The organism is Candidatus Limimorpha sp. (assembly GCF_056203535.1).
Genome location: NZ_JBADWU010000100.1, coordinates 26,433 through 49,274, shown reverse-complemented (window position 1 = coordinate 49,274; position 22,842 = coordinate 26,433). Strand labels below are relative to the sequence as shown.

General features: G+C 44.4%; 19 protein-coding genes. 10 read left to right on the top strand and 9 right to left on the bottom strand.

Annotated features, from left to right (window positions below):
• The first annotated feature begins 246 nt into the window (after positions 1–246).
• From AC06MN_RS11545 to AC06MN_RS11525, 5 genes are all read left to right on the top strand, one after another.
• Complete coding sequence (locus tag AC06MN_RS11545) at positions 247–1,827, top strand: AAA family ATPase (protein ID WP_475672533.1); 1,581 nt, start codon at positions 247–249, stop codon at positions 1,825–1,827.
• A 27-nt stretch (positions 1,828–1,854) separates the two neighbouring features.
• Positions 1,855–3,414 carry a hypothetical protein gene (locus AC06MN_RS11540; RefSeq protein WP_475672532.1) on the top strand — a complete coding sequence of 520 codons (1,560 nt, stop codon included), beginning with the start codon at positions 1,855–1,857 and terminating at the stop codon, positions 3,412–3,414.
• Between the two features lies 1 nt (position 3,415).
• Positions 3,416–4,084: a hypothetical protein gene (locus AC06MN_RS11535; protein ID WP_475672531.1), complete on the top strand. Its 669-nt coding sequence runs from the start codon at positions 3,416–3,418 to the stop codon at positions 4,082–4,084.
• 214 nt (positions 4,085–4,298) lie between these two features.
• Positions 4,299–4,859: a cob(I)yrinic acid a,c-diamide adenosyltransferase gene (locus AC06MN_RS11530; protein ID WP_475672530.1), complete on the top strand. Its 561-nt coding sequence runs from the start codon at positions 4,299–4,301 to the stop codon at positions 4,857–4,859.
• An 85-nt stretch (positions 4,860–4,944) separates the two neighbouring features.
• The gene (locus tag AC06MN_RS11525) at positions 4,945–5,166 is read left to right on the top strand and encodes a DUF2795 domain-containing protein (protein WP_475672529.1); all 222 of its coding nucleotides are present in this window, start codon (positions 4,945–4,947) and stop codon (positions 5,164–5,166) included.
• Positions 5,167–5,317: 151 nt separating this feature from the next.
• Here the strand turns inward: AC06MN_RS11525 and AC06MN_RS11520 are convergent, their stop codons facing one another.
• From AC06MN_RS11520 to AC06MN_RS11510, 3 genes are read right to left on the bottom strand one after another with little or no spacing between them, the layout of a single operon-like run.
• Positions 5,318–6,994, bottom strand: coding sequence for a class I SAM-dependent methyltransferase (locus tag AC06MN_RS11520; RefSeq protein WP_475672528.1), 1,677 nt, complete (start codon positions 6,992–6,994; stop codon positions 5,318–5,320).
• Positions 6,981–7,646 (bottom strand): type II restriction-modification system restriction endonuclease, encoded by a 666-nt coding sequence (locus AC06MN_RS11515; protein ID WP_475672527.1) that lies wholly within the window; start codon positions 7,644–7,646, stop codon positions 6,981–6,983. The genes AC06MN_RS11520 and AC06MN_RS11515 overlap by 14 nt, the downstream gene beginning before the upstream one ends.
• 14 nt (positions 7,647–7,660) lie before the next feature.
• Complete coding sequence (locus AC06MN_RS11510) at positions 7,661–8,758, bottom strand: N-acetylmuramoyl-L-alanine amidase (protein WP_475672526.1); 1,098 nt, start codon at positions 8,756–8,758, stop codon at positions 7,661–7,663.
• A 167-nt stretch (positions 8,759–8,925) separates the two neighbouring features.
• Between AC06MN_RS11510 and AC06MN_RS11505 the strand changes: the two genes are divergently transcribed.
• Positions 8,926–11,661, top strand: a complete 2,736-nt coding sequence (locus AC06MN_RS11505; RefSeq protein ID WP_475672525.1) for a putative LPS assembly protein LptD — start codon at positions 8,926–8,928, stop codon at positions 11,659–11,661.
• A 40-nt stretch (positions 11,662–11,701) separates the two neighbouring features.
• On the opposite strand, the gene AC06MN_RS11500 is transcribed toward AC06MN_RS11505, so the two are convergent.
• The 4 genes from AC06MN_RS11500 to AC06MN_RS11485 all read right to left on the bottom strand — a co-directional run bounded on the left by AC06MN_RS11500 (position 11,702) and on the right by AC06MN_RS11485 (position 17,147).
• Positions 11,702–12,463: a succinate dehydrogenase/fumarate reductase iron-sulfur subunit gene (locus tag AC06MN_RS11500; protein WP_475672524.1), complete on the bottom strand. Its 762-nt coding sequence runs from the start codon at positions 12,461–12,463 to the stop codon at positions 11,702–11,704.
• A 9-nt stretch (positions 12,464–12,472) separates the two neighbouring features.
• On the bottom strand, positions 12,473–14,416 hold the full coding sequence (locus AC06MN_RS11495) for a fumarate reductase/succinate dehydrogenase flavoprotein subunit (protein WP_475672523.1): 1,944 nt from the start codon (positions 14,414–14,416) through the stop codon (positions 12,473–12,475).
• A gap of 4 nt (positions 14,417–14,420) precedes the next feature.
• A complete protein-coding gene (locus tag AC06MN_RS11490; protein WP_475672522.1) occupies positions 14,421–15,098 on the bottom strand; it encodes a succinate dehydrogenase cytochrome b subunit in 678 nt (225 codons plus the stop codon).
• Positions 15,099–15,371: 273 nt separating this feature from the next.
• Complete coding sequence (locus tag AC06MN_RS11485) at positions 15,372–17,147, bottom strand: Ig-like domain-containing domain (protein ID WP_475672521.1); 1,776 nt, start codon at positions 17,145–17,147, stop codon at positions 15,372–15,374.
• Positions 17,148–17,198: 51 nt separating this feature from the next.
• On the opposite strand from AC06MN_RS11485, the gene AC06MN_RS11480 reads away from it, so the two are divergent.
• The 4 genes from AC06MN_RS11480 (at position 17,199) to truB (ending at position 20,290) form a co-directional block, all read left to right on the top strand.
• Complete coding sequence (locus AC06MN_RS11480; RefSeq protein ID WP_475672520.1) at positions 17,199–18,077, top strand: cell division protein FtsX; 879 nt, start codon at positions 17,199–17,201, stop codon at positions 18,075–18,077.
• 183 nt (positions 18,078–18,260) lie between these two features.
• Positions 18,261–18,584, top strand: a complete 324-nt coding sequence (locus AC06MN_RS11475) for a DUF3098 domain-containing protein (RefSeq protein WP_475672519.1) — start codon at positions 18,261–18,263, stop codon at positions 18,582–18,584.
• 134 nt (positions 18,585–18,718) lie between these two features.
• A complete protein-coding gene (locus AC06MN_RS11470; RefSeq protein ID WP_475672518.1) occupies positions 18,719–19,558 on the top strand; it encodes an undecaprenyl-diphosphate phosphatase in 840 nt (279 codons plus the stop codon).
• A complete protein-coding gene (gene truB / locus AC06MN_RS11465; RefSeq protein WP_475672517.1) occupies positions 19,559–20,290 on the top strand; it encodes a tRNA pseudouridine(55) synthase TruB in 732 nt (243 codons plus the stop codon).
• A gap of 172 nt (positions 20,291–20,462) precedes the next feature.
• Here truB and AC06MN_RS11460 read toward each other — a convergent pair whose 3' ends face one another.
• Together AC06MN_RS11460 and AC06MN_RS11455 are read right to left on the bottom strand one after the other, a co-directional pair.
• Positions 20,463–22,439 (bottom strand): tetratricopeptide repeat protein, encoded by a 1,977-nt coding sequence (locus AC06MN_RS11460; protein ID WP_475672516.1) that lies wholly within the window; start codon positions 22,437–22,439, stop codon positions 20,463–20,465.
• Positions 22,440–22,769 carry a nucleotide pyrophosphohydrolase gene (locus tag AC06MN_RS11455; RefSeq protein ID WP_475672515.1) on the bottom strand — a complete coding sequence of 110 codons (330 nt, stop codon included), beginning with the start codon at positions 22,767–22,769 and terminating at the stop codon, positions 22,440–22,442. It lies immediately after the preceding gene.
• Positions 22,770–22,842 lie beyond the last annotated feature (73 nt).

The following is a 22,842-nucleotide window of genomic DNA, read 5'->3' as shown; positions in this document are numbered from 1 at the left end:
AGGTGACTGTCTTTTTTCGGGCAGTCACTTTTATTTTATGTTCTGTAAATTGACATTGCTTTTTTGTTTCGATGCCAACATGTAGAACTGATCGGAAAGTAGGTGCGTAGACGGCTATGAGAAATTTTGTGAGTCCGATGAAGAAACTGTAGGCTAATGAAAGGAAAGATTTATGTCCGAAAACATCCTCTTTTTCCTTTTTCCAAATTCTTTTGTTACTTTTGCAGTCGAAATAGCGTAAAAGTTATGGGTATTTACCTCAATCCGAACAATGTTTTGCTACGTCAAGACCGTAAAACAAAGATTTTCATCGACAAATCGATGATTATCGCTGAATTGAATGAACTTATTGATTCAAGTGAAAAATTCGTGTGTGTCTCTCGTCCGCGCCGTTTCGGGAAAAGCATGGCCGGTAACATGATTTCGGCGTATTATTCCAAAGGTTGTGATTCGCGCGAACTTTTTGAGGACTTGAAAATCTCAGCGACAAAGGATTTTGAGACTTACCTTAACAAGTTGAATGTCATAAAGTTCGACTTGAATGCAGTTTATAGGAATGTTAAGGACAAGAGTAACCTGGTCGATTTCATCACCGAAATGATTAAGGATGAACTCAAGGAAACATTTCCCTCGGTTAAACTTCATGATGAAGATACGCTTCCTACAGCTATCATGCGTGTCTATGCCAAGACCGGCGAAACTTTTGTCATTATCATCGACGAATACGATGTGCTTGTGCGGGAGCAAGTGGAAAGCGACCTTTTCAATGAGTATCTAGAGTTTTTGAACGGCCTTTTCAAGAACGCAGACCTTTCGCCCGCCATTTCGCTTGCCTATCTTACTGGAATTCTGCCAATTGTACGCGATAAGATACAATCGAAACTCAATCTTTTCACGGAATATTCCATGACCGATGCAGGCCGTTTCGCCGAATTTGTAGGCTTCACGGCTAAGGAAACCCAAGACCTTTGCGAGCAGTACGCCATGGATTATGAGGAGTGTAAGCGTTGGTATGATGGATACGATTTGGATTACGTCAAGGAGATTTTCAGTCCGCGTTCAGTTGTGAGTGCAATGGACAGGCAAAGGTTCGGCAGCTATTGGACGCAGACAGGTTCCTACGAAGCCTTGAAAAACTACATCCTGTTGGATTTCGCAGGCATCCGCGACGATGTCGTTACGATGATGGGCGGCGGAAAAGTGGATGTGAACGTCTACAAGTACCTGAACACCATGACGGACTTCCACTCTAAGGACGATGTGTTCACCTATCTCATCCATCTGGGCTATTTGGCCTACGACCGCGTGAACTGCCAGTGCTATATTCCGAACAGCGAAATCCGTGAGCAGTGGGCCATTTCCGTCGAATACGAAGATGACTACAAACCCGTCATTAAGCTTGTGAATGATTCTAAAGCCTTGCTTGATGCCACGATAAGAAAGGATGAGAAAGCCGTGGCCGCCGCCTTGACTGAGGCTCATATTCGCGCCACCAATCCGCTGACTTACAATAATGAAGCCTCGTTCCAAAGCGCGATAGGCTTGGCTTATTTCTATGCTAATACAAAATACACCGTCATCAAGGAACTGCCCACTGGCAATGGTTATGCCGACTTGGCTTTGATTCCATACGTTCCAAACATTCCAGCCATGATTATCGAATTGAAAAACAAAAAATCAGCGGAATCGGCCATCAGTCAAATTAAGGAAAAGAAATATGACGACATTTTGGAGCATTACCGTGGCAACCTATTGTTCGTCGGCATCAATTATGATCCTAAGACGAAAAAGCACCAATGTAAGATTGAGGAATGTTTGATTGAATGATAATTGTTTTTTGCGAAAAATTCAAGCATGAAGAAATGGTTTTCCATAGTGGCGTTTTTGTTGGCGTTCTGTTGTGTTTCGGCGCAGCAGACTGAGCCGGCTCGTTACGAAGTCGGGCGTTGGTCGAAGGATCAAGGCTGTCATTTTGAGTCGTTTGGCGCAAAAGGCGGCATCATGGTTTCGCAGACCGACAGGACTGATGAGCACAAAAGCCAGCTGTGGAATTTCGCTTTGCTCGATTCAAGTCTTTACGAGATGCGCAGCGACTTGATTCCGCTTTCATCAAGAATGTCGTTTGTTGGTTCGGCCAGCGATGATGATTTTGCCGTCTTTTTGTTCACAAACGATAAATTGAAGAAGACCGACACCATTAGTTTTTGCGCCATTTGTTTCAATCGCAAGGATTTGACCTACAAATCATTCGGCGAAATGTTGCCCGAAAAGACTGTCATTCATTCCCTTGAGGTGGTTGACGGCAACATGATGATGGCGGTCAACGACAAGATGGGGAACGGCACTTTGCTTTTCTTTGATTTAAATTCAAATTCCTATCGTTCCGTAAATCCAGCTTTGGCAAACAGTTTCATTCTTTTCCAAACGGAATCTTTCCCAAAACAGCATTGTTTTGTGGTGGCGGCACGCGAATATGAAAACAAACGTTATGCGGCGACATCTTTTTTGGTTTTTTCGCCTTCGGGTGTCTTGCTGCAAAAGCATCGTTATGAGAATGGCGAAAACGCGGGATTGGGCAGAATGTGTTTCGATTTCGATGAAAATCAGTGCCTTGTGGTGATGGGAACTTTGGAACGCGAAAGCAATAGGAAAGTGGATTTGGAAGGCGTAACCGAAAATTTCGATAAGATTTCCGTGGGTGTGGTTTGGGTTCGTTTTGAGGGAACAGCGCAGACTAAGGCTTATCTTTTTAAGAATATGCCTGAAATCGAGTTGGCACTGACTGCATCTGACCGTGTCAGGGTGCGCGAAGAACGCCTTAAATTGGGCAAAAACGGAAAACAGGACAAAAAGGAAATCGCTTTTCAGTTCCTAACGCCGCGGTTGACGCATTATGGCGACTTGTCGGTCTTTGTTGCCGAAGCCTTTGTGCCTGAATATCACACTGAAACGCGCATGAGTTACGGCTACGGTTATGGTTTTTACGGTTCACATCCTTACACCTATACCGTTTTCGATGGCTACGATTTCATTTCGGAAATTTTGCTGGCCTTCGATAAGGACGGCGAGCTGAAATGGCAGACTTCAGTCAGATTCGATAACGATTTGACCTACGATTTGACCAAACATTCCGGTGAGGCTGTTTGTCACGGTGAGCTTGTCGTGGCTTCGTCATACGAAAATTCCTTGCGTTATGCGGTGTTTGATGCCGATGGCCAGCCTTTGCTGAACCAGCAATCGGTTGACATTGAGCCAATGCACGGCGCTGATTATGTTGAAGATGAGTATTTCGCACAGATTGAGCCATGGTTCGGGTCGCGTTTCCTGATTTTTGGCTGTCAGATTATCCAAAATGGCGTGTTGCCAAAGCCGCACCGCACCGTCTTTTTCCTCCAGAAAGTCCAATACGAATGATATGATTTCGAGTTTTCTCAAATACAAGATCCAGTGCAAAAGTGAGTATCATATCCACTCGCCTTTCGTCTATGAATTTACCACGAAAGTGTTGAACGACAAAGGCTCAAACTCTGATTATGAGACCATTCTGCGCCTGAGCAGGTTGCTTGATGGCAAGAAACATTTGACTTACCGCCGCCGCAAGCAGAGCCGTCTTTTGTATCGCATTGTGCGGTATTTCGAGCCTGATTCGGTGGTGTCTTTTGGGAAGCTTTCGGCACTTAATACGACGGCGTTGGCTTTGGGAAATTTGCAGACAAGGGTTTATTTGGAAGAGTCGGATGGCTTTCTCGAAACGCTCAATTCGATGGGCATTGAAAATGTAACACTCATTCAGCCAGCGGATTTCGATTCTGAGAAGTTCAAGAAACTCAACACGGGTTTTGTCTTTTTCAGTGAAAACGATTTTGAGGACGAGGAATGGGATTACTTGCAGGACTGCATGAGCCACAAAACGACCGACTCTGTGTTTATTTTTGAAGGTATTCACCGCTCGCGCGATGCGGAAGACGCTTGGGAGCGTATTATGGACAATGAGGATGTTTCGCTTACCATTGACCTTTATCATATTGGATTGGTTTTCTTTAGATTAGGCATTGAAAAACAGGATTTTGTGCTGAAGTATTAGGGACAGGTGGACAATTAGACTTTTGAACAATTAGACGGCTTTGCCGTCATTCCCGCGAAGGCGTGAATCTTGTTGTATACTGTTGGTTATTAGATTTTTATAAAATTGAACAATTTTGAACTTTTGAAAAACTGAAAATCGACAACTGAAAACTGATTACTGAAAACTGATAACCGACAAGACTTTTTTAAAAATTTGAATAATTGATTTGAATATGAAAAACATAACCTATACAAAAACCGGTGACGAAGGCATGACTTCGTTGATTGGCGGAAAGCGTGTCGCGAAGTTCGATGAGCGTGTTGAAACCTACGGCACTGTCGATGAACTGAGTGCTTTTATGGGCGTGCTTAACGATTTGGAAGGCGTTCCTGAGGCTGTAAAATCGGTTTTGCAAGTCGTTCAGAATAAACTCTTTACCTTGGAATCGCATTTTGCATTAGACCGTGATTCGGAAGTGAGCAAGATGATTCCTTCGCTTTCTGCCGATGATGTCGCTTTTCTTGAAAAGGAGATTGACAAAATGAATGAGCAGTTGCCCGAACTGAAGGCTTTCGTGATTCCAGGCGGCAATTTGAAGGCCTCCTATTGTCATGTCTGCCGCACGGTCTGCCGTCGTGCTGAGCGTCAGGCTTGGCGCATGGCACAGGATTTTCCGGTTGATGAAACCGACATAAAGTACCTTAATAGATTGTCGGATTTTTTCTTTGTCCTTGCCCGTTTCTTTGATTTTGTTGAAAAGAATTGTGAAACATATTGGAAATCAGATAAATAGGAATTGAATAATTTTTTTATAAAAAACACTTGACTTTTTGCCAATATGAAGTATTTTTGCAGCCCAAAATAAAAACCAAACGACTATGTACTGGACATTAGAATTAGCCTCAAAATTGGAAGATGCGCCTTGGCCGGCAACAAGAGAGGAGTTGCTGGATTGGGCTATGCGCACGGGCGCACCTGACGAAGTGATTGAAAACCTTCAGGAAATGGAAGATGAGGGCGAAGTCTACGAGCGTATTGAAGACCTCTGGCCTGATTATCCTACAAAAGATGATTTCTTTTTCCACGAAGACGAATATTGATTGCTTTTTGTTGGTCAGTTGACCATATAAATGCTTGAAAATCAAAAAACGGGAGATAAACATGTGATTTTGTTTGTCTCCCGTTTTTGATTATGGAAAGAGGATAGGTATGCAATACAATCTTATGATTCTTTAATGTTTGAAAAAACAATTAAAACAATTCAAGTTGTTGCGGATGTGTGACTTTCAGTTTTTTGCTAAACGTGTCAAGCGGATAGGGGACGGACTGCGAATAATGCCCATCAGCCAAAGTTTCCGAGACTTCGGCAATGTCGATGCGCATCAATAGGTCTTTGTTGATTACTCGCTTTGCATCTGAGAACATGATGGTTTCAATAAAGGCTTTTGTTATTGTGTGATTTAAAAGGTAGAGTGTCATTTGGGCTTCTTCCTTGTTGTCGAATCCAATCAGATAACATGTGTCGTCAAGCAGGACGGGACGACCGTCGATAGGTTCAACCAAAGCAAAACGGGGAATCTTGTAGAGAGCGGAAACAGCAATCTTGTATTTTTTGAATGAATATTCACCGATGCCGAACATTGCAAAACGAGGACGCTTTTTGTAAATGATGCTTTCCCTGCCATCGAGCATGTCGGCATGGCTAATAAGGTATGCGTATGTTTTTGGATATTGCTTGGCGATGTAATCGGTGGATTCGGAAGGTGAATGTTGGGTGACAATGACGTATTTCCGTGTCTTTGTAATGTGGCCGTTGCTAATGTCGGAGCTTTTAACAAGCGGATATACTAATTCTGGCTCAATGTCAACGATTTCATTTAGAGCATTCACAAATTGTCCTTCGGCATTTTTCGTCAGTTCCATAACTTTCGAGCAGTCGTGTTTGATTCCCGACCACCATTCCAATTGCGATTCATTGTCGAAACGTTGCCATTTCCGATAGATTTCTGTGTTTGAAACGAATTTCTCTCCAACCCATCCGTATGAATACTGTTTCGCTCGTGAATAAAAATCGAATACGGAACATTCCTGGGCTTTCCCTGAACCGAATTCCAAATATAATAATGATGCTGCTACCGACACACTGAATTCTTTTGCTGCATCAATATTATATTGCTCGATTTTGCTGATGTTTTCATGATTGCTCTTTTGCCTGTAAACCAAGTTTTTAATTACAGAATTCTTTATCAGAAATGTCAATTGGGTGCTTGTGCCGCCGAATTCCCGAATCATCATGTTGCAAATATATTCTGCAATGTCAAAGTTACCTTTGCCAGTAATGGCATCTATGCCTCGCTGATTCTTGAAATTGGACTTGAATGGCAGATTGTTGCTGTTGATGCTGCCGAGTTTGCTGTTGGTTACCCAAGGTGGATTGCCGATGACAAGAATATTCTTCTGCCCGCATTGCTCTTCGATTGGTTTGAAGTCAAAGTCAAAAATGCTGCTGTGGAAAAGCCTGATTTTTGCATTGTGACGATGGCTGTCAAACGATTTTTCCAATAAGTTGAGTTTTAATGCATTCAGATAAGGCTTGTATATGTCGATGCCATATACCAACTCGAGGCTTTCAAACGTTTGTAAGGCGGCAAGAACGAAAGCCCCTTTGCCGCAAGTCGGTTCGATTATCACTTGTGGACGAATGCCTTTTTCTTTCATTAGCTGACACACGTCGCAGGCAAGTTGATAATTGGTCTGCCAATCGCCGAATTCATCTCTTGCTTCTTGTTCGGAAACAGGTTCTAAAAGTTCGTCAATTTCCTCTTTGTATGAAAGGAAATCGACGATGCCACAAGCGTCTTCCAGCTTCTTGTTGGCATCAGCGAGCGAAAGCCTTTTTGTTTCGTTCAGAAAATCACCTGCTTTCATATTTGACAATTGGAGTTATGCCATCAATGCTTCCTTTCAGTGTCACGATTCTATCGTATTGAAGTCTCCACTGAAGTGCATTTGAAATTGTTAGATAGCCTATTTTGGGCGGATTGTTAAGTATGTCTTTTGCCATATTCATTAACGTAATCTCATCGGCTGGAATGTTCCGTTCTGTGAGAAACGCGAAAACGTCGTCAGCGTTGCCATTATTCTTGATGATGTTTTGAAGGCCTGTGGTCGTTTGGTAGTCTGCCGTTCTATCTTTCTCAATAAATGTACAAGATACGAAATTGAGAATACCAACTTTGTTTGTATTGTCATCGTGTTTGTCGTAAACAAAGACAATCAGATTGTACCCAAATCCGTAGATTTTCTGTTTGCTGTCTTTGAAAGGGCAACTTGATTGTGGTTGGATAATAGAAGTGACTTTAATGTCGGTGTCAATGGAAGGAAGGTCTAAACCTTTTGCCGAATTGCCAGTGTTCATTTCGTAGCGTGAAGCAAGAAATGATTGAAAAAGATGCTCAACAAAAGTGCCGACGGCTTTCCCATCAGTCACACCAAACAATTCTTTTTGTGGCATTCCGCTATATTCGTTGCAGAAATCCAAAGCTGCTTTCGGCAGATTTTTTATGGTAAGATTGTTCATATTGAATTCATTTTTCATTTCTTCATCGCCGCCTCAGCCGCCTTCAGAGTGGCTCTTTCGCCGTTGACGAATGCTATGACGAAAGCATCGCTGAAACCTAAGTTGCGCAGTTCGGTCTGGCGTGCCGTGGCTTGCGCTTTGGTGGCGAAATGGCCTGATATGTAACGGTATGCGCCGTTGTATTCGTAGACATCCACTTCGGGCACTTTCTTGAAAGCCTTGTCGGTGACAGGCACTTTCTTGTCGCGGCTGGCGAACTGCACGGAGAAAAACACATCGCTGTCGCTGCTGCTCGCAGGTGTTGTCACTACGGGCATTGTCTCGGTCTTATTGTCGTTTTCATAGGCTTGCTTATATTGTTCGAAAGCCCTATAAAGTGCCAAAGCCATCTGGGTCTGGCCGCGTTCCGAATTGAGGAACTTTGCCTCATTTGCATTACTGATGAAGCCCAATTCAACCAAAATGCTTGGCATTGGAGTTTTCCAAAGCACAAGAAAACCAGCTTGTTGCACACCTCTGTCGTGGCGGTTTACCTTAGTGACCAGTTGCTGTTGCACCTTGTCGGCCAATTGTAGGCTTTGGTTCTGATAAAGGCTTTGCGAGAGCGAAAACAAGATATAGGCCTCAGTGCTGTTCGGATCAAAATTGTCGTAAGTTTCGCTGGCGTTGTCTTCCAAAAGGATGGCGGCGTTTTCGGCTTTTGCCACGTTGAGGTTGGCTTCGTTTTTCGATTCACCCATCACAAAGGTTTCGGCACCGTTCACCGATGCGTTGGCCGCCGAATTGCAGTGAATGGAAATGAACACATCTGCATCGTTGCGGTTGGCAATAGCGGCACGCTCGTTCAATTCTACGAAAACATCTCTTTTTCGAGTGTAGACGACTTTCACACTCGGCATGTTCTCCTCAATGTATGCTCCAAGTTTCAGGGCAACAGATAAGTTAATGTCTTTTTCCTTGCAATTCTTGCCCAATGCACCAGGGTCTTTCCCTCCATGGCCAGCGTCAATCACGACAGTTTGTATCGTTTCGCCTTTTTGGGCATGGACAATCAGCGGCAAGAAAACCGCCAAAAACACGATATTAATTATTATTTTTCCACGTTGAGCCATAATAGATTTCATTTATGCGCCAATAAAAACTATCTTTGCACCGAATTTCAAGGCACAAAAGTAAGATTTTCGTTTTGATAAAACGCAAAACATATAAGATTTATTATTCTGTATTAGCATTTTGTATGCTGATAGTCACTATTTTGGTATGTTTCGGATGCAAACCGATGGTGAAAATTGAAACGAATGAACAACAGCTTGACACCATAGCGAAAGACAACGTTTCTCAACGTTTCATCGACACAATCGTCTTGAAAACGGATACCGTTGCCAATGAATTTTTCGGACCAAATTTGAATGATAGCGTTACATATCTTCCTGATAATCCGATGCTTGATTCGCTCTTAATGCCACAAGACAGCATTTTGTCCGATTCACTGGCGCAACCAAAAGATACAATTGTGACGAAACGTAGTAGCGCAGCATTGGAAACAAAAATCGTTTGCACCGCCACCGATTCGGTTGTGCGCAATCTGGCTGACAAGAAAATGTATTATTATGGCGATGCCGAGGCAAAATACGACGACATCGTGCTGAAGGCAGCTTGCCTTGAATTCGATTTGGAGACGAATGTGTGCAAGGCTTACGGCACACTCGATTCAGTGGGCAGACTGCAAGGCACGCCTGTTTTCTCGCAGGGCAATTCGACTTTCGATGCCGAAGAGATGATGTATAATTTCAAAAGCAAGAAAGGTGTCATCACGAAAGTCTGGACGGAAGAAGGCCAAGGCTACCTGAACGGAACCAAAATCAAGCGCATGGATGATAACACGGTGAACATCAGCGTTGGCGGATACACTACTTGTGATTTGAAAGATCATCCGCATTACCAGTTCCGTTTTTCCAAAGCGAAGGTGATTCCTGATGACAAAATCGTCACCGGCCCAATATTCCTGACCATTGAAGATGTACCTTTACCTTTGGCTTTGCCATTTGCGTTGGTCCCGCTTATGAAAGGGCAAAAATCAGGTCTTATCATTCCAACGTATGGCGAATCGGCAAACCGTGGTTTCTATTTGGAAAACGGCGGTTATTATTGGGTCATTAACGAACACATGGATTTGCAGGTCTTGGGCGACATCTACACCCGGGGCAGCTGGGCTTTGAAACCCACTTTCCGTTATGTGAAACGCTACAAGTATAACGGCAATCTTTCGTTGGGTTATGCCGTAAACAAAATCGGCACGAAAAACTCCGCCGATTTTCAGAAAAGCACTGATTTCAAAATTTTATGGTCGCATAAACAGGATCCGAAAGCACATCCGCGCCACAGTTTTTCGGCTGACGTCAACATCATGAGTTCGAATTACAACCAGTACAATGCCAGCACCTCAAATGAATATCTGAGCAACACCTTCAAGTCGAGCATTGCCTATCAGACCAATTTCGACGGCAAAGTCTATCTGACACTTAATGCCGGCCATAGCCAAAACACATTGACCAAACAGATTACGATTTCACTGCCTGAAATCACACTTTCGGCCAACCGAATCTATCCTTTGCAAAAAGTCGGGAAACAGGGCAAGAGACATTGGTACAAGGATTTGAACGTCAACTACACCTTGAATGCGAAGAACTACATCAGCGGAGCAGACAGCTCGCTTTTCTCACACGGATGGTATAAGGACATGGGAATGTGGTCGAAGAAAAACATGCAGATGGGAGCCAAGCATAGCATTCCTATTAATTTGCCTATCAAGTTGTTGAAACACATTAATTGGACAAGTTCGGTTTCCTTGAACGACTACATGTATTTCTCGCATACCGAAAAGCAGATGTTGAATGATTCCTTGATTACCGATACCATCTACGGCTTCCGCAATTTAGTGGATTTCAGTGTTTCGAGCAATTTCACGACAAAGATTTACGGCATGGTCAATTTTGCCAAAGGCCCGATTCGCGCCATCCGTCATGTGTTTACGCCAACAATCGGTTTCTCCTACACACCTGATTTCAGTTCGCCGAGATGGGGTGCATACGGTCGATACATGGATGCCGCCGGCGTTGAACAGGTTTATAATATGTTTACCGGATCACTTTACGGTTCGCCTTCGCAAAACGCATCCGGCAGTATCACTTATAATTTTGCCAATAACCTGGAAATGAAGGTGCCATCAAAATCAGATACCATTACAGGCTTGAAAAAAGTGGCTTTGCTGGAATCGTTCAATCTTGGTGGTAATTATGACCTCATGCGTGATTCGTTGAACCTTTCCAACTTATCAATCAGCGCACGAACAACCTTGTTCAAGAAACTGAACATCCAGTACAGCAGCGTTTGGGATCCGTACACGACAAACGAAAACGGCGAACGAATCAACCGCTTGGAAATCGTTGAAAACCATCGGCTTTTCCACAAGAACAACTCGGCTTGGAATTTCAGCGTCAGTTTCTCCCTTAACCAAAGTACGATTGACAAACTGAAAAACAAGAATGCCAAGGAAAAAGATTTCGGCGCAGACGTTGCAAAACGCGCTGCCAATTCACCGAATGTCACTGAAGACCAATTGCTTGACATCATGGGGAATCCTAATGCCTACGTTGATTGGACTACGCCTTGGTCGTTGAGCTTGAGCTACAACTTGCGTTATTCCTCTTCGTTGAGATATGCCGCTTTATTAGGTATTGCAACCAACCAGACGGTTCAAACTTTAAGTGTCAATGGTGACATCAGCCTTTCGCCGAAATGGAAAATCACTTTCAACACTGGCTGGGATTTCACCAATCACGGATTGTCATACACTTCAGTCAATATTTACCGCGACCTCCATTGCTGGGAAATGCGTTTCGGCTGGATTCCAACTGGCAGAATGAAAAGCTGGAATTTCACTATTAACGTGAAAGCCCAAGCCTTGAAGGATTTGAAACTGACCAAAAAGAAAGACCACAGGGACACTTGGTAATCGCTTAAAATTCTGCGAATTGAAATAAAATCCTTTTGATTTATTCTTCTTTCCGCAAAGGCGAAACGATTTTTCCGCCAAGAAATTCGCGGTTCAAGCGCGCAATGTTCGATACGGAAATGTGTTTCGGGCAAACCGCCTGACAAGCGTAGGTGTTCGAGCAATTGCCGAAACCCAATTCATCCATTTTAGCCACCATTGCCTGAGCACGGCGAGCCGTTTCAACCTTGCCTTGCGGCAACAAGGCAAACTGCGAAACCTTGGCTGCGACAAAAAGCATGGCACTTGAATTCTTGCATGCCGCCACGCAAGCGCCACAGCCAATGCAGGCAGCGGCATCCATGGCACGGTCGGCGTCGGCCTTGGGGACCGGAATGGCATTGCCATCGGGCACGCCGCCCGTGTGACACGACACATAACCACCCGCCTGGATAATCTTATCGAAAGCCGAGCGGTCGACGGTCAAATCCTTGATGACAGGAAATGCACGCGAACGGAAAGGCTCAACCGTGATGGTTTCGCCATCCTTAAACTTACGCATATACAGTTGGCAAGTCGTCGTCCCCTCCCCTTTTCCGTGCGGACGGCCATTGATGAAAAGACTGCATGCGCCACAAATGCCTTCGCGGCAATCGTGGTCGAAATAAACTGGGTCTTCGCCTTTCAGAACCAATTGTTCGTTCAGAATGTCAAGCATTTCCAGAAACGAAGCATCGGGCGAAATGTCGCTTATCTTGTAGTCAACGAAATGTCCTTTTGCTGTGCGGTTGGCTTGACGCCATATTTTCAGTGTGAAATTCATTTTCTAGATTTATTTATAGTTTCTCTGCTTCACTTCAACAAACTCAAATTCAAGTTGTTCCTTGTGAAGTTCAGGTATTGATTCACTGCCTTTGTATTCGTAAGCTGCCACGAATTTGAAGTTCTGGTCGTCGCGTTGTGCTTCGCCTTCGGTGGTCTGATGCTCAACGCGGAAATGGCCGCCACACGACTCCTCGCGCTGCAAAGCATCGCGGGCAATCAGTTCGCCCATTTCAAGGAAATCGGCCACACGAAGAGCTTTTTCAAGTTCGGAATTCATGCCTATAGCGCTGCCTGATACTTTCACGTTTTTCCAGAATTCCTTCCTCAAATCCGAAATCAACTTGATGGCTTTTTCCAAACCAGCCTTTTCGCGTGCCATGCCGACATATTCCCACATGATTTTGCCCAAACGACGATGGAACGAATCGACGGTTTCAGTGCCTTTCACATTCAAGAGTTTTTCGATTTGTGCGCGGACATTTTGTTCAGCTTGCTCAAATTCAGCACTTTCAATGCTAATGCGAGGCGTTTGGATTTGGTCGGCCAGATAATTCTGCAAGGTATAAGGCAACACGAAATAACCGTCAGAAAGTCCCTGCATCAAAGCCGAAGCGCCCAAACGGTTGGCACCATGATCGCTGAAATTGGCTTCGCCCGCAACGAACAGGCCCTTCACCGTCGATTGTAACTCGTAATCGACCCAAAGGCCGCCCATCGTATAGTGAACAGCCGGGAAAATCATCATCGGGGTCTCGTATGGATTTTCATTCACGATTTCCTCATACATGTCGAACAGGTTGCCATAACGAGCCTTTACCACGTTCTTTCCCAAACGGTTAATGGCTTCGGAGAAATCGAGATAAACCGCCAAACCGGTTTTGTTGACACCGAAACCAGCATCGCAACGCTCTTTTGCAGCACGCGAAGCCACGTCGCGCGGAACGAGATTGCCGAAACTCGGATAACGGCGCTCCAGATAATAATCGCGGTCCTCTTCGGGAATATCTATTGGGCGCAATTCGCCTTTTCGGATTTTCTCGACATCCTCTTTCTTTTTCGGCACCCAAATGCGGCCATCGTTGCGCAGGCTTTCGCTCATCAGCGTCAGTTTCGACTGATAGTCGCCGTGAACCGGAATACAAGTCGGATGGATTTGCGTGTAGCAAGGATTTGCAAAATAAGCACCTCTTTTATAACAACGCCAAGCGGCAGAACCATTCGATGCCATCGCATTGGTACTCAGGAAGAAGACATTGCCATAACCGCCCGTTGCCAAAACCACGGCATGAGCCGAATAACGCTCAATGTCGCCCGTTTCCAAATTGCGGACGATAACGCCACGGGCGCGGCCATCGACGATGACCAAATCGAGCATTTCGCGACGAGTATATAATTTCACTGTTCCTTTGTTTACCTCTTTGCTCAAGGCACCGTAAGCACCCAGCAACAACTGCTGGCCCGTCTGGCCTTTGGCATAAAACGTTCTCGAAACTTGCGCTCCGCCAAAAGAACGGTTGGCCAACATGCCGGCATAATCGCGGGCAAATGGCACGCCTTGCGCCACACATTGGTCGATGATATTGTTGCTGACTTCCGCCAGACGATAGACATTCGCTTCGCGGGCGCGGTAGTCGCCACCTTTGATGGTATCAACGAAAAGACGCTGGATGCTGTCTCCGTCATTCGGATAGTTTTTCGCCGCATTGATACCGCCTTGAGCCGCAATGCTATGCGCACGGCGCGGGCTGTCCTGTATGCAGAAAATCTTGACGTTGAAACCCAGCTCGCCCAGACTTGCTGCTGCCGAAGCACCAGCTAAGCCTGTACCGACTACAATGATGTCGAGTTTGCGCTTGTTGGCAGGATTCACCAGTTTTTGGGAAGCCTTGTAATTCGTCCATTTTTCGGCCAATGGGCCTTCAGGGATTCTTGATTGAAGTTTTTCGTCCATAGCCTTAACACTTAAAAGGATTGATTAACCAGTAATAAATTACTACCGAAACAAACAGCAGGACAATGAGCGTAGCCACCACATAACCAATGACTTGCCATGCTTTTTTCCAATGCTCGCTGTTCCAGCCCACCGACTGCAACATGCTCCAAACGCCATGCGAAAGGTGAAGCCAAAGCACAACAAACCAAGCCAGATAACAAATGCTGAAATAGTTGTGCGAAAAGAGAAATTGTATCTGTTCGATGCCATTAATCGGTTCACGGCCAACAAGTTCGGCGAACTGCATCTTATACCAGAAATCGAATAGGTGCAAGGCCAAACCTAACAAAATCAAAACGCCTAAGACGAGCATGTTTCTTGACGACCATTCCACACCTTTCGGCCTCTCTGTCTTGCGGTAGCGGACAAAGCCACGCGCAATGAAATTTTCAAGACTCAAAATGACGCCAAAAAGGATGTGCAATCCAGCTAATCCTGCAAGACCCAATGTTGCAACGACAGCATACCAATTGGCGCCCAGGAAGTTACAGATACCATCGTAAGCTTCTGGTGACAGGATGGAAACAAAATTCATTGTTCCGTGGAAAGCCAGGAAAAGCACGAAACACGCACCCGTGATGGCCATAATCAGTTTCTTCGTGATGGAAGAAAGCAAAGGTTTGAATTTCAATGTAATCATAATTCAAAGACGTAAAACCGGATAAATCCTATTGCGTGCAAAGGTACGGAAAAAATGATATTGTCTGAGGTTTTTGCGATGATGAATTGAAAATTTGGAAGTCAATCTTAGAAGCTGTTTTATTTTGCCGAACTTCCATACCTGCGGCATGTAAAGTCCAATTACATAGAGATTTACGCTCTGTAAAAAACCACAACTTCACGGTTTGGCCTCCAATCGGAATGCACCAAGAATACCTATTACAAAATGCTCAATTGGATTTTATACAGTATCTTATAGTTTCCATTCGTCTTTCAGGTCAATGTCCCATCCGGCTTTCAAGTCGAGTTCGTCCTTGTAGTCGATGATGGTTTCGGGCAGGAAATGGCGATGGAAATTGCCCGTGCTCCATTTGCCGTTGGCATCGGCATCGAGAATGGCTTTCAACTTGTATTTGCCCGGGGCAAGATACCAGAATTCTACTTCTTGTTTCTCAGTAATTATTTGTGTGTCAACTATTTTATTTTTGTCGTTGAGTAGCTGAACGATAACTTGCGGCACATTGTCGGGAGGCACAACGGTAATGAAAATGTTCCCATATTCATCTTCCTTGGCGAGATGAAACTTGAGGTTGAGAGCTGCATTGGTGCGTTGCCTGATACTGAAAAGCACCGAATCGGGAATGGCAATGCTGTATTCCTTATCAGCTTCCAAAGTGTTTTTCAGTTTGTAGCGGAAGCCGAATTCATCGGCTTTTTCAAATACAGGTTTTTCATTCAAAGTGTCTTTGTCGGCAATGAAAAGCACCGAATCGGGAAGCTGGAAATCAAGCAAAGGCTCGCCGAAAGCCAAAGTCAGGACAGTATCGGGCATGATGCTGTTGTTGACAAGGTTGTCGCTGATTTTCAGGTTTTCAGCTTTTTGACCTTTTTTCTCTTTGAAAACCAGGTTATAATGCGTTGAATCGTTGATGAGCGTGTCGTATTTTATTTGCACCCAAAGGCTGTCTTTGACCTTGGGCGTGAAGTACCAGCTGATGGTGTCGAAATCGGCAGAATGCACCTTGACGATATTGAAAGAATCAGGTAAAATTTCGGTCGTTTCAATCATCACGTTTTCAGCTGGTTGACGGAACGCAAAACGCAGAAGACCGTTTTCAACAAGCTTTTTCTCTAAAAGCGTTTGTGTGGTATCTTTTTCGGTAAACATGTAAAGGGTAAGGTCTCTTGCCTTCAGGTCGAATGTTTTTCCACTAATGGTGTCAAAGATAACACTTTCAGTAGAATCGGGAAGTACGGAAAGTTGCTGAAGTGTGTCAGCGTTTTGTTTCATGGTGGAGTCGGCATTATGTTTCGGCAATGGTTTGAACGGAACTGGAGAAACCAGCGTGTCGAGAAAAGCGACTTGTTCGTTGGGCAAATCGAAATAATAGTTGGAGTTGACATCCTTGATGGCGAAAACGAAATATTTCTTGTCCGCCAATCCAGAAATGTTGAAATAACCCTCTTTGTCGACTTTGCCGACGAAATCAGGTTTTCGCGTCAATGGAAGCGTGTCAAGTCCATCTGAATCACCATAATACAATGTAACGAATGCATCTTCGATAGGCTTTTTTTCATCGGCTGAAAGCAATCTTCCTGCAATGGAAAGCGTGTCAAGCACCTCGCCGGTCGAAAAGCTGAAAACGTAATCCTGGAACACATTGCCTTCGTGCAGGTCTTTAATGGCATCGCCGAAATTGATGGTGTAAGTTGTGTTAGTTTTCAGGGTTTCGTTGAATTTGATGACGACCGTCTGGTCTTTCAGCTTGATGTCGGCTTTTTCGTCCAAAAGCGGGGAAAAAATCACTTTTTGCTTGGCGTTTTCCAACGTAATGTACTCATCGAAAGTAATATCGATTCTTTTGCTGTTGAAGTTGACGGAATGGTTTTCGGGTGTAGTTTCAACTACAACGGGCGGCAATTCGTCTTTCGGGCCTCCTGTTGGTGCCACGACATTGGCGCAGCGTTGCAACAAAAGCACCGACAGCAGACAGTCAATGATGATTCTAAATCTCAATTTGCGAAACATGGCGCAAATTTAGGAATAATTGTAGTATTTTTGCGTTTTAAAACTATGAAAATGTCGGAAAGAAGGTCAAATAAACGTCGTGTGGCTGGCTCCTACGCCATGTCGTTGATGAGTATAATGCTGGTTTTGTTTCTGTTAGGTGTGTTCGCCTTGCTGATGATGCATGCTCAGAAACTCTCCAACCATATCAAGGAAAACATCGGTTTCGAAATCGTGATGAACAGCAACGTGAAGGAAGCCAACATTTTGTATCTGCAAAAGGAACTTGATGCCATGCCTGCCGTGAAGTCAACGGAATACATCACCAAGGACGAAGCCATCAGGCGCTTGAGCGAAGATTTGGGCGAGGATTTCCTGCAATGGCTTGGCAATGAGGAAAATCCACTGCTCCCTTCCATCGATGTGCGCTTCAATGCGGATTATGCTAACGTCGACAGTCTGGCGGTAATCGAATCGCATCTGCTTGAGAATGAAAATGTTAAGGAAGTCTATTATCAGAAATCACTTGTCGAGGTCATCAATCAGAATGTCAAACGCATCGGCATGGCTTTGATAGTGGCAAGCATCATCTTGCTCGTCATTGCCATTTCGCTGATTCGCAATACGATACGTCTTTCCATTTATTCAAAACGTTTCTTGGTGCGTAGTATGCAGCTGGTGGGCGCAACCGAGGCGTTTATCCGCAAGCCTTTTGTCAAGACGGGCGTTTCGCAAGGTTTTTTCGGTGCGATTTTGGCTGATATTCTGTTGATTATAATAATGTATTGGCTCAACAAGCGTATTCCTGAATTGGCTTTGATACAAAGCCCCGAAATCACGGTTTGCATTTATGTCGGCATCATTGTAATCGGCATCATTTTGGCAAGCATTTCCACAGCCACGGCCTTGCGGAAATACTTAAATGCGCACATTGACAAGTTGTATGCATGAGTTTCTCGCAAAACAAATTCAAAACTACAATTTTGCAGGAAGTGGTTTCATCATCCCACACTCGATGTGGTAAGCTCTCTTCCAACAGCAATTCAGTTGAATGTCGTTTTTGGCATGAAAAAAATTTTGAAGATTTTGTGAAATATCTAAGGAAATTTCCTATTTTTGCACAAAATATGAATGATGGCACAGGATACAAATAGAAAAGTGAATGCAGAAAGTGAAGATAACCAGAATGTTATGCCTTTTGGCAAACAAAATTACATTATCGTGTTGATAGGTCTGGCTCTTATCGTTTTGGGGTTCATCCTGATGATTGGCGGCGGCTCCGACAACCCCGATGTATTCAATGAAAAAATGTTCGATTTCCAACACATTACCTTGGCGCCTATCTTGGTTTTGGCCGGTTTTGTCGTCGAAATCGTTGCCATTTTCTGGAAACGCGGTTCGAAAGAAAATCGTTCAAATCACAGGAAACTCATTTCGACAAGCTCAATGAGCGAATAACCTCGCGACCTCGTTATCTAAATATCTAAAAGTCAAACAGTCTAATTGTCTAAGAGTCAAATAATCCAAAAGTAAAATGGTCAAATAGTCCAATTGTCTAAAAGTCAAACTTTAAATATTAAATTTCTCTGTTTATGAGTTGGTTTCAAGCATTGATTTTAGGTCTTGTTCAAGGCCTTACGGAATATCTGCCAGTGAGTAGCAGCGGTCATTTGACCATCGGTCAATACCTGTTTGGCATTGATGGCGAAGGTGCCATGGATTTCGAAATCATGGTTCACATAGCAACGGTTTTAAGCACCTGCGTCATCCTTTGGAAGGAAATCGTGTGGATTTTTAAGGATTTGTTCAAATATGAGTGGAATAGAGGTACGAAGTATGCTGCTAACATTCTTGTTTCCATGATTCCAGTTGGTATCGTCGGCCTGTTTTTCAACGATAGTATTCAGGAATTTTTCAATTACGATTATATCGGTGAAATATGTGGTAATCCTATTTTATTGGTAGGCATTTGTATGTTAATCACCTCATGTTTATTGATTTTTACCTATTTTGACGAGTCAAAATCATCGGATGACATTTCACTACTGCACGCTTTTATTATAGGTATTGCACAGGCTATGGCAGTTCTTCCTGGTATTTCGCGTTCGGGTAGCACTATTGCGACAGGTTTACATTTGGGCGACAGTAAAGAAAAACTTGCGCAATTTTCGTTCCTCATGGTGATTCCTCCGATTTTGGGTCAGACTTTGCTTAAAGCTAAAGATATGCTTTTCCCTGAGGCAGAGGTTGTTGCACAAACTGTTTCGACACCTACGGCTGCTTTGGTGGTCGGTTTCCTTGCCGCTTTCATTAGTGGCTGTTTTGCCTGCAAATGGATGATTAACCTTGTGAAAAAAGGCAAGCTGATATGGTTTGGCGTCTATTGCGGCATCATCGGTGTTTTGGCCATTGTCTTACCTTATTGCTGCTAAATGTATAACTTTGAAGAAGGCGAGGTCATCCTTCTTGATAAACCCATCGACTGGACATCGTTTGACACGGTGAATTTCATCCGTGCCTTAATCAAGCGATTCTACGGCATCCGCAAACTGAAAGTCGGTCACGCCGGTACGCTCGACCCTTTGGCGATGGGTTTGCTCATTCTTTGCACGGGACGGAAAACCAAGCAGATAGAGGAATATCAGGCCAAGATAAAGACTTACACCGGCACCATTCTTTTAGGCCAGACCACGCCGACTTTCGACCTTGAAAGCGACCCCGATGCTTTTTTTTCGACGGAAAACATTACGCCGGAGCAAATCGACGAGGCGAGAAAGAAATTCATTGGCGACATCAAGCAGTATCCGCCGAAGTATTCCGCCATCAAAATCAAGGGCAAACGCGCTTTTGATTATGCCCGTTCCGATGAGGAAATCGAACTGAAAGCCCGCGACATTCATATCGAAGATTTCAAGCTCAACACGGAGCGTTTCCCCGAATTGGATTTTGAAGTAACCTGTAGCAAAGGCACTTACATCCGTAGTCTCGCCCACGATTTCGGCAAGGAACTGGGCAACGGCGCCTGCCTGAAATCGTTGCGCCGCACGCGCATCGGCGATTTCAAAGTGGAAGATGCCTGGCAGCTCGAAGACCTAAAGCAGCACATTATTGACACGGGCGAGGAATTCAAAGCGATGAAGGCTGCGGAAGAAAAAAGTAGGTAAGGAGATAAGTTCTGCTTCGGCAACGATTATTTTTCGCAAAGCATTTCTGTAAAATCTGTTTTTATCCGTGTTTATATCAAGAAAAAGCGGATAAAATATGATTAACAGAAAGATTTACAGTTATTTATGATTTTTCCCATTTATTTCATTGACCTGACTGGATTGTAATCCCTTACTTTCCGAACCGTTTCATCACGACGTAGGCTTCGGTAAGCCCCAATTCTCCGGCTTTGCTCAAATCGGACTGGGCAAGTTTTGTCTCACCGATGAAAACCAAAGTCAAAGCGCGGTTATAGTAAGCCTCGGCCAGATTTTCGTGGCAACGGATGGCTTCGGTGTAGGCATCGATGGCTTTGTTGTATTCCTTTTGCTGCAAAAGCGCATTGCCTAAATTAAACCACAAATATGGGTTCCTTTTCTCTTTCAAAATATTGAATGTCAATAAATTGATGATTGGCGAATAATCAACATTCAAAGGCTTTTCTTTCATGGTTGCGGTTTTTCCTTTGGTAATTGTAACGCCTTGTTGTGTTTCTTTTGCCATAGCCATCATTTCAGCTTTTGCCGTCAAAACGGAAAAAAGGTTCAGCGTGGCATAATCGGAATAAGGCTTTGTATCCATCAGTTTCCGGTAGCAGTTTTCTGCTTGCTCGAAATCATAAAATTCCTGATTGATAATGCCTTGCAGCAAAAACTTCAGTTTTTCGTCACCGATGGCTTCAAGGTCGTTTTCGTTTATCAAACTCTCTTGCGTCATTGTTTGGCGGCTTTCGGGTTTCAAAACCATTTTGGCAGGCAAAATTCCCATGCTATTGATTTGGCTGATGGTGGCATCAATATACATGCCTTTGTTTTGCGTGGCTAATTTGTAATCGGATGGATTGACGAAAGTCAGGACAAAATTTCCAAACGGAATGATTTGAACATCAGCATATTGCAACTGATTTTGTTTGGCTTCGCCGTTCACGAAATCCGATTCGAAAGCGATGATGCGGCTGTAATAAGTAGAATCGGCATACATGCGGTAAAGCAGTTCCGCATTGCTGCCATCGCCGTTCATCACCCTGATGATGTTCATGGCTGTGAGTCGGTCCATTTCGGCACCACGATGGTCGCCTTTCGAAGCACGCACCACCGAGCGATTGATCCACGCACTGACAAACTCAGGAAACAATTGCAAAACCTGAGTCAAGTCGGTTTCGGCATCATTCCAGCGCTTCAGTTCGCAGTAAACGATGGAACGATTGAAATAGCCGTAGATGTTTTTTGGATTGATAAGCGTAACATTATCAAACATTTGCAATGCTTTGTCGAATTGTTTCTGACATGCGTAAAGAATGCCTCGGTTGTAATAGGTCAAGGCGTTTCTTCTGTCAAGTTCGTTCACTTTTTCGTAATCGCGCAAAGCCGAAACCGTGTCGTTTTTGTGCAATTCGGTCACGGCGCGGTTGAAATAATATAGCGGATTCTGCGCATCCAGACGAATGGCCTCATTGAAATCGGCCAAAGCCTCATCGTAGGCATCGCGCTCCGCTTGTACCATGGCGCGGTGAAAATACACTTCGGGATTCATGAAATCGTAATGAACGGCCTTGTCGAAGTCGGACAAAGCCTCATCGAAGCGTTTCAAATGGCTTTTCGCAATGCCGCGATTGACAAAAGCCAACGACATTTTGTTGTCGATGGTCAGCACCATGTCGTAATCATCAATGGCCGCCTGATACCTGTTCAAATGCAGATAAGTAATGCCACGCGCAAAGAAGAGGTCGGCATCGAAAGGGTCAAGGTCGATGGCGCGTTGAAAATCAGCCAAAGCCTCGTTGAGGTTGCCCAAATGGTCGTTGCAAATGGCGCGATACTGCAAGGCACGCACATACATCGGGTGGATTTCCAGGGTTTTATCAAAATCGGTGATGGCCCCCGTAAAATCCTCCAAACTGTATTTTGCCAAACCGCGCAGAAAATAGCCCTCAAAGTTTTCGGGTTTCGCAGCAATCGCCACATTCAGTCCGCTGATGCCTTCCTTGAAACGGCCTTCGGTCAAGTCGAGCCTCGCCTGCTGAATGAAATGCGCATAGTTGATTTGTGCCTGTGCGACATTGAAAATCAGCGAGATAAAAATCAATATGAGAAATCGTCTGGCTTTCAATTACTGTCTCAGTTTTTCGTTGTTGATATGACGTTCCTTGTCGCGCGAAGTTTTCTTTTCCATGTTTTTGGCGAAGGCTTCGGTCAGGTCGACGCCAGTTTGGTTGGCGAGGCACATCAGCACCCAAAGGATGTCGGCCATTTCGTCGGCCATGTCGCGGTTTTTGTCCGATTCCTTGAACGACTGTTCGCCGTAGGTTCGGGCAATGATGCGAGCCAGTTCGCCGACTTCTTCGGTCAGCAAAACCATGTTAGTCAGTTCATTGAAATATCTTACGCCGTATGTCTTAATCCATTCGTCGACGGCGGTTTGCGCTTCCTTGATTGTCATGATGTTGAGTTGTTTGCTGTTTGATCGTTTATTTGTTGACTTTTTTGAAATTTAGACTAATTGGACTTTTGAA

What these genes read in the sequence shown, in the direction of transcription:
- AC06MN_RS11535 (WP_475672531.1), top strand. Translation starts at nt 3,416, where the DNA reads ATGATTTCGAGTTTTCTCAAATACAAGATCCAGTGCAAAAGTGAGTAT.
- truB (WP_475672517.1), top strand. Translation starts at nt 19,559, where the DNA reads ATGTATAACTTTGAAGAAGGCGAGGTCATCCTTCTTGATAAACCCATC.
- AC06MN_RS11525 (WP_475672529.1), top strand. Translation starts at nt 4,945, where the DNA reads ATGTACTGGACATTAGAATTAGCCTCAAAATTGGAAGATGCGCCTTGG.
- AC06MN_RS11495 (WP_475672523.1), bottom strand. Translation starts at nt 14,416, where the DNA reads ATGGACGAAAAACTTCAATCAAGAATCCCTGAAGGCCCATTGGCCGAA.
- AC06MN_RS11515 (WP_475672527.1), bottom strand. Translation starts at nt 7,646, where the DNA reads ATGAACAATCTTACCATAAAAAATCTGCCGAAAGCAGCTTTGGATTTC.
- AC06MN_RS11455 (WP_475672515.1), bottom strand. Translation starts at nt 22,769, where the DNA reads ATGACAATCAAGGAAGCGCAAACCGCCGTCGACGAATGGATTAAGACA.
- AC06MN_RS11505 (WP_475672525.1), top strand. Translation starts at nt 8,926, where the DNA reads ATGGTGAAAATTGAAACGAATGAACAACAGCTTGACACCATAGCGAAA.
- AC06MN_RS11545 (WP_475672533.1), top strand. Translation starts at nt 247, where the DNA reads ATGGGTATTTACCTCAATCCGAACAATGTTTTGCTACGTCAAGACCGT.
- AC06MN_RS11500 (WP_475672524.1), bottom strand. Translation starts at nt 12,463, where the DNA reads ATGAATTTCACACTGAAAATATGGCGTCAAGCCAACCGCACAGCAAAA.
- AC06MN_RS11520 (WP_475672528.1), bottom strand. Translation starts at nt 6,994, where the DNA reads ATGAAAGCAGGTGATTTTCTGAACGAAACAAAAAGGCTTTCGCTCGCT.
- AC06MN_RS11480 (WP_475672520.1), top strand. Translation starts at nt 17,199, where the DNA reads ATGTCGGAAAGAAGGTCAAATAAACGTCGTGTGGCTGGCTCCTACGCC.
- AC06MN_RS11470 (WP_475672518.1), top strand. Translation starts at nt 18,719, where the DNA reads ATGAGTTGGTTTCAAGCATTGATTTTAGGTCTTGTTCAAGGCCTTACG.
- AC06MN_RS11475 (WP_475672519.1), top strand. Translation starts at nt 18,261, where the DNA reads ATGGCACAGGATACAAATAGAAAAGTGAATGCAGAAAGTGAAGATAAC.
- AC06MN_RS11530 (WP_475672530.1), top strand. Translation starts at nt 4,299, where the DNA reads ATGAAAAACATAACCTATACAAAAACCGGTGACGAAGGCATGACTTCG.
- AC06MN_RS11490 (WP_475672522.1), bottom strand. Translation starts at nt 15,098, where the DNA reads ATGATTACATTGAAATTCAAACCTTTGCTTTCTTCCATCACGAAGAAA.
- AC06MN_RS11485 (WP_475672521.1), bottom strand. Translation starts at nt 17,147, where the DNA reads ATGTTTCGCAAATTGAGATTTAGAATCATCATTGACTGTCTGCTGTCG.
- AC06MN_RS11540 (WP_475672532.1), top strand. Translation starts at nt 1,855, where the DNA reads ATGAAGAAATGGTTTTCCATAGTGGCGTTTTTGTTGGCGTTCTGTTGT.
- AC06MN_RS11510 (WP_475672526.1), bottom strand. Translation starts at nt 8,758, where the DNA reads ATGGCTCAACGTGGAAAAATAATAATTAATATCGTGTTTTTGGCGGTT.